Origin of the sequence: Clostridium acetireducens DSM 10703 (assembly GCF_001758365.1) — a bacterium.
Classification (GTDB): Bacteria; Bacillota; Clostridia; order Clostridiales; family Clostridiaceae; genus Clostridium_C; species Clostridium_C acetireducens.
In genome coordinates this window covers 1-7,195 of the sequence record NZ_LZFO01000057.1, presented here as the reverse complement: position 1 = coordinate 7,195, position 7,195 = coordinate 1, and the positions used below count along the sequence as shown (strand labels likewise).

5 protein-coding genes are annotated in these 7,195 nt (G+C 27.3%); 1 reads left to right on the top strand and 4 read right to left on the bottom strand.

The annotated features are described in order from the left end of the window. Positions 1-1,142: 1,142 nt before the first annotated feature. The gene (locus CLOACE_RS11255) at positions 1,143-2,045 is read left to right on the top strand and encodes a DMT family transporter (protein WP_070111345.1); all 903 of its coding nucleotides are present in this window, start codon (positions 1,143-1,145) and stop codon (positions 2,043-2,045) included. Between the two features lie 462 nt (positions 2,046-2,507). Here CLOACE_RS11255 and CLOACE_RS11250 read toward each other — a convergent pair whose 3' ends face one another. The 4 genes from CLOACE_RS11250 to CLOACE_RS11235 all read right to left on the bottom strand — a co-directional run bounded on the left by CLOACE_RS11250 (position 2,508) and on the right by CLOACE_RS11235 (position 6,746). Then, a complete protein-coding gene (locus tag CLOACE_RS11250) occupies positions 2,508-3,452 on the bottom strand; it encodes an ADP-ribosylglycohydrolase family protein (protein WP_070111344.1) in 945 nt (314 codons plus the stop codon). A gap of 16 nt (positions 3,453-3,468) precedes the next feature. Continuing rightward, positions 3,469-3,801 carry a P-II family nitrogen regulator gene (locus CLOACE_RS11245; RefSeq protein WP_070111343.1) on the bottom strand — a complete coding sequence of 111 codons (333 nt, stop codon included), beginning with the start codon at positions 3,799-3,801 and terminating at the stop codon, positions 3,469-3,471. Between the two features lie 12 nt (positions 3,802-3,813). Next, positions 3,814-4,509: a DUF1538 domain-containing protein gene (locus CLOACE_RS11240; protein WP_070111342.1), complete on the bottom strand. Its 696-nt coding sequence runs from the start codon at positions 4,507-4,509 to the stop codon at positions 3,814-3,816. Positions 4,510-5,027: 518 nt separating this feature from the next. Continuing rightward, on the bottom strand, positions 5,028-6,746 hold the full coding sequence (locus tag CLOACE_RS11235; RefSeq protein WP_070111341.1) for a methyl-accepting chemotaxis protein: 1,719 nt from the start codon (positions 6,744-6,746) through the stop codon (positions 5,028-5,030). Positions 6,747-7,195: the final 449 nt, after the last annotated feature.

The following is a 7,195-nucleotide window of genomic DNA, read 5'->3' as shown; positions in this document are numbered from 1 at the left end:
TTCATAAACGTCACAGAGATGAATTTGGTTTTTAATATTGATCATAAGGATACCTCCAAGAATTTATATTTTGTGATTATTATATATATTCGACATTAAGTGGGGGAAATCCTTTTTGATAAAGCTTGCAAAACCCTAACGGGTTTAGGGTTTTGCAAGCAGCTAAAATGGTAAATTATACAAGGGGGGGTTGCAATGAATAAAGAAGAAATATTAGTACTAACTGGTGATGTTATTGAAGAATGTCTTTCAGAATGTTTAGATTAATAGCATTGAAAGGATGTAATTAATGAATATCAAAAAACTTTAAATAGCCTTAAGAATAAGTTTAATTTATTATTCTTAAGACTATTTTTTATTTAAAATATACATTTTTTTAGACTATTCTACAAATTTAATATAATAAATAATAAATCAAATGTATACCATTCCGTTTTTAGTTATATTTTACAATTATATTTCAATATATTTTAATACTTTTAAAAAATCATTGCAATTTAACTCTACACATGATATACTAATCTAATGTAGAAAGTGCAATATACAAAATATAAGTCAGTCACAATTAACTGATAAAAATTAAAGAATTATTAAAGTATTAAAGTAGCTAATCTTTATAAACTCTTAATTTCTAATTTATTCTCTAATTTTCTTACATTTTTGTTTTAAATTTGTACCAATTATATTATTTATAATATAAATATTCTATATGTAGGAGGTGTTTTAATGAATAAAGAAGAAATATTTGTAATAACTATTGATGTTATTGAAGAGTGTCTTTCCGAATGTTTAGATTAATAACATTTGAAAGAATTTATTTAATATCTATCTAAAATTTCAATACTGTTAAGAATAAATTATTGATTACTCTTAAGGGTATTCTTTTTTTTGTTCTTTTTTATTTTTTTATCTCAATTTTTATCTATAAGAACACTCCATAACTTCTCAATCAAACTAGTATTATATGAACCAATATTACATTGTGATTATCGAGCATTTTAATGATAAAACTCAAAACCCTTTGAAATTTAATCTTAAAGTAAATTAAAGCCTTAAAAGTAAAAAAATTAGGGCTTTAATTTAGTTTTAAGTGGTTATATAATCCTATAGGACGCAGAAAATAACTTTTGGAGGGATGTGTTATGGGTAAAAATAAAACTATGGGAACATTACTTGTTATTGTGTCAGCTGTAACATTTGGAAGCTTGCCTTTGTTCTCTAATTTAGCTTATGGAGAAGGTATTCCAGTAAGTACTTTGCTTTTTTTAAGATTTTTTTCAGCAAGTATTATTTTATGGACTTATATTTTTATAAAGAATATTAATTTTAAAATTTCAAAACACGCTTTTATTCATTTAGCTTTAATAAGCATAGTAGGTTATACGGCTTCTTCTTCTGGACTTTTTTATTCTTATAAATATATATCTGGTTCCCTAGCTACTATGATAATTTATTGTTATCCAATTATTGTAGTGGTACACGAAATGATTAATTCTAAAAATGCAGATTTCAAAAAATTATTTTGCCTTTTAACAACTTCTTTTGGATTGATTTTAATTGTTTGTACAGGTCCTGTTAAGGCAAATTTAATAGGTGTAATACTTGCTTTTATTAGTGCTTTAGGATATGCCTTTTTTTGCATTGGACTGGAAGAAAAAGAAACTCAGTCTATAAATTCTATAGTTATATCAGCTTATGTTATGACATTTTGTAGTATAGTTTATCTTCTACAATGTAGCATAACTAAGCATGCTTTATTTGCACCAAATTATGAAAGTCTTTTTTATGCAGTAATTATAGGAATAGTTTGCAGCATTGTACCTACAATTACTTTGTATGAAGGTGTTAAAAAAATAGGTGTAGGAAATTCAGTTATATTAAGCAGTTTTGAACCTGTTTTTGTATGTATTTTAGGAGTAATTTTTTTAAAGGAAATTATAACATTCAATATGGTTATTGGCGGACTTTTAATTGTTTCTTCATTGATACTTTTACAAACTCCTATTACAATACATTCATTTAGAAAATCAAGAAATTATAATTAATAAGCTATAATGTAGTATAATTTCAGAAAAAACAAAAAAACTCCTACCCAATATGATATCTGTTGTAATTTAAATTGAGATATTTGCATAAAAAAAATAAATTAAAAATAAGCTGTGTAAAAATAATAAGCAAAGCAGTATAAAGAAAGTTTGTAAATAATTTGAATGAATTTTAGATACTCTTAGAAGAAAAAATAAAAAACTCCGTAATTCATCACAGGACGTGATGAGCCAATTTCCACCCCAAGGACGGGGCATAAATTGGGTAGGAGTTTTTTATTTTTTATTCTTAGAGTATCTTAATGAAATGATTTATTTACAAACTTTCTTTATACTGCTTTGCTTATTATTTTTACACAGCTTATTTTTAATTTATTTTTTTTATGCAAATATCTCAATTTAAATTACAACAGATATCATATTGGGTAGGAGTTTTTTTGCTTTTTCTGAAATTATATCAATTTAATTACATAATGCTTTATTTAATTTTTCTGCTAATTTTTCAATGTCATTAAGTCTTACAATTTTGTTTACCCATTCATAAGGCATAGAATCCATTCCATAATAAATTCCAGCAATTCCGCCTATAACAGCAGCAGTAGTATCAGTATCTCCTCCTAAGTTAACTCCTTTTAATAGAGATTCTTTAAAAGAATTTGTATTTAAAATACACCAAATAGAAGCTTCTAATGTATTAATCACATAGGAATTGCTCTTTATTTCTTCTTCTTTTAAATATTTAAAATCATCACTAAATATTCTTTTAAATTTATACAACTCTCCTTTAAAACCTATTTTATTTTTATAATAATTAAATATGGATTTTTCTGTATTTTTTATTGAAATTTCTAAATCAAATCCTTCTAATATATTTAATGCAATTTCTATGTATATACTGCAACTTATTAAAGAAATGGGATGAGCATGAGTAATAGAAGAAACTTTATGAATTATTTCAAATCTACTAGGGTGCTTTATGTTATTTCCTTTTATATAAAAACTTATAGGAAGTATTCTCATTAAAGCTCCATTTCCATTATCTCTTTGACTTTTTCCCCCTGCTTCTTCTGCTTTCACGCCTTTTTCTATTCTTTCTAAAGATTTAAGTGTAATGTCTCCTATGTCAAAGGATTTTCCATAAGGTGTCCAATAGGCTTCTCTAAGCCATTTTAAAAATAATTTTCCCATATTTTCAGTATCAAAACCATAACAAAGACTTTCTGCTAAACAAAGTGTCATGCTAGTATCATCAGACCAAATACCTGGTTTATTATTGTGTTTTTCTAAACTCATCATGTTTTTTACTGGATTTTCCTTTAATTGTTCTCTAGTTTGATTTTCTACAGGTACTCCTAGGGCATCACCTAGAGCTATTCCCAGGAGACCCTCTTTTATTTTTAATAGCATAATAACACCTGCTTCTTTATTTATTATTCTTTATTATATATTGATCTGTAAATCCAATAATTCCATTAACAGGCATAGTAAATACTATACCTTTTCCCGGTTCTTTTAAATTTCCTGCCTCCACTACAGTGGATATTATATTTTTAGTTTCACTAGTTTTGCATAAAATTAAAATAGCTTCCTTACTGGATTCTACATTTATATTCCAAAACTTTTTTGCTTCGTGCTGACCTGTACCTCTTCCGTAAAATACAGTAGCTCCCCTAGCTCCTGCTTTTTTTGCTTCCTTTACAATACTGTCTGCTTTTCCTCTATCTACAATAATTACAATAGCTTCTTTAGCTGTCATAAAAAACCCTCCTTACATTTTTGTAACTACTCCTAGCATTAATACAGCTAAAATAGTACCTAATAAAGATAATCCTATTAACCCAAATCCATCTACCAAAGTGTCACTGCCTTCTAGCATAGAAGATAATCCAATACCTAACGCTAAATTTAGTGGAATGTTTACAGGACCTGTAGTAGTTCCAGATGCATCAAAAGCAATGGCTACCATAGAGTTTGATGCAAAAAATCCAAAAATTAAAATCAAAGCTATAATAGGTAAAAGTACGGTTTTTGCTGGAACTTTGTATAAAATTTTAATTGCACCTAACATCATACCCAGTGCAGCTCCAATGGCAATAGTATGAGTCATAACTTTGTTTTTAATTACACCTACAGATACCTCTTCTACTTGTCCAGCTAAAGCTGTTACTGCTGGCTCTGCTAAAGTAGAAAAATACCCTATGCAAAAGAATATAAGCACAATAAAAATAGGATATTTTACTTTATAAAGTTCAGAACCTACAGCATTGCCAAGAGGCATAAGACCATGCTTTAATCCTTGCAAAAATAAAAAAAGTCCTACTATACTTAAAAGTATTCCAAAGAATATTTCCTTCATTTCATTAAAAGAAGATTTTAATACAATTACTTTAAATAAGAATAATGCCACTGTAATAGGCAAAATGCTCTTTAGCGTAGACACAAATTCACTTACCATCTCTTTCATAAAACTCTCTCCTTTATTCTGCTACGTAACTTTTATTATAACATATTAATCACTTAAATTCCAATAAATACTCTTTTCTCTACACAAGAATAATAATGGACAGGCTTCTTTGATTATAGTTTATATCTATGGTAAATAAAGGTAGTATAATTTCAGAAAAAAATAATCTATATAAAACTAATAAGGCAGACTCATAAATAGAGTTTGTAAATAAGTCATTTCATTAAGACAGTCTAAGAATAAAAAATAAAAAAACTCCTACCCAATTTATGCCCCGTCCTTGGGGCGGAAATTGGCTCATCACGTCCTGTGATGAATTACGGAGTTTTTTTATTTTTTATTCTAAGATTGTCTAGAATTCATTCTAATTATTTACAAACTCTATTTATGAGTCTGCCTTATTATTTTTATATAGATTATTTTTTCTGAAATTATACTACCTTTATTTACCATAGATATAAACTATAATCAAAAAAGCCTGTCCATTATTATTATTACATTACTATTATAAATACTTATTACATTTTAAAATTATCCATTTCTTCTTTTAAATTATTTATACTTTCATTTGAAGATTTTATTCTTTCAATTACATCATTAGATTTTTCTGTTACAGATACTACATTTTGGGCAATATTTGTAGTGCTGTCTGCTCCTTCGTTAGCAGCTTGAGCTACTTGGTCTATAGTTTTTAAAAGCTCTTCAATAGAAGCTAAAAGTTCTTCAGATGTAGCACTAAATTCTTCTATAATTCCATTCATAAAGTCTGTATCTTGCCTATAGCTATCTGCTGTATTAAGGGCTTCTTGATAATCTTTGTGCACATCTGTAACCATAAAGTTAAGCAATTTATTTGAACTATTAGCTAAATTACTTACTGATGAGTTAACTTTTTCTGTTACAGTTTGAATTTCCTCTACTGCATCTTTTGATTGCTCTGCTAATTGTCTTATTTCTTCAGCTACCACAGCAAAACCCTTTCCTGCCTCACCAGCTCTTGCTGCTTCTATAGCTGCATTTAATGCTAATAAATTTGTTTGAGAAGTTATTTCCATAATTGCTTCAGACAATACATTAATTTGCTCTACTACTTTTGATTCTTCAATTGCCTTTTTTAAAACACCTTTAGATTCATCCATTACATCAATTGATTTTTGCTGTGCTTTTGCAAAATTATCTCTAATCTTCAAAGCTTTTTCATTTATTTCCCCAGCAGCAGTAGAACCTTCTTCAGCCTTTTTAGAAATAGATTGTACAGCTTTTTCTATTTCCATAGAAGACGCACTCATTTCCTCAGAAGATGCAGAAGTTTCTTCCATACCTGCTGATAACTCTTCAGCTGCAGCAGAAACTTCTTCTATGCTGCCATTTAATTCATTTATATTATTTGAAATAGTAGCAAAGGCAGATTCAATATTATGAGATTGGTTTTTTACATTTTCAACCAATACCCTTAATGAATTACTCATTGCCTCTATAGCCCTTGTTATATCGCCAATTTCATCTTTTCTCTTTTTATATTCTTCTGGAACCTGTTTTGAAAAATCGCCTTTAGCTAAAATTCCTAAATGTTCCACAGCTAATGCCAAAGGATCTGAAATAGATTTTGAAATAACTAAAGTTAAAATAATTCCCAAAACTATGCTTAATAAAATTATTGTTATAAATATTTTAGTTACTCTAATACCTTCATTAGTATATTTTATATTGCGTTTTTCTGCAGCTTCAGTATTGTAATCAGATAAACTTCTTAAATCATCTCTAAATTTATCTCCATAAGCTTCAATTTTGCTATAACTATCTAATGCTTCTTTGGTTTTACCTTGTAAAGCCAAATTTATAACTTCACTTCTTCCATTTCTATACTTTTCAAGATTTTTTTCTAAATTAGCTATAATTTCTTTTTCTTCTTCATTAATTTGAGTTTTTTTGTAATTTTCCCAGTTTTGACTGAACATTTTAGATCTATTTTCCATATCTGCTATCTTTTCATTTTGTTTTTCTTTATTTTCTGGATTTAATATTATATAATAAATATCTGCTTCTATCCCTCTGGCTTCAGCTCTATTAGCATTTAACCATTCTATAGCCAATAAGTTATTTTTATACATAAAATCTATGTTTTTGTTGGAGTTCAAAATATATTTATTTCCCATAACTCCTATAATTAAGCATTGTGCTATTAATAAAAAAGATAGCAAAAAAATTTTAAATTTGACTTTTAAATCATTTAACATTTTAAATCCTCCTAAGCCTTTTTTACATTAATTCCATTATAGTTATCTTTATAGAAATTTTCAACAACTTTTATTAAATTTCTCAACAAATTCCATATTTTTAAAATTCAGAATTTAAAATATATTTATCTTTCTCACTTTAATACTCACACATTCTTCAAAACAAATCTAAACAGCCTCTATATCTCTAAACCAATATTCCTAATCATAACATACAAACTGATTATAGTGTGGTTGCCCTGGTAAATAAAGGTAGTATAATTTCATAAAAAAATAATTAAAAATAATTTATATAAAAATAATAATACAGCCTCATAAATAGAGTTTGTAAATAAGTCATTTCATTAAGACACTCTAAGAATAAAAAATAAAAAAACTCCTACCCAATTTATGCCCCGTCCTTGGGGCGGAAATTGGCTCATCACGTCCTGTGATGAATTACGGAGTTT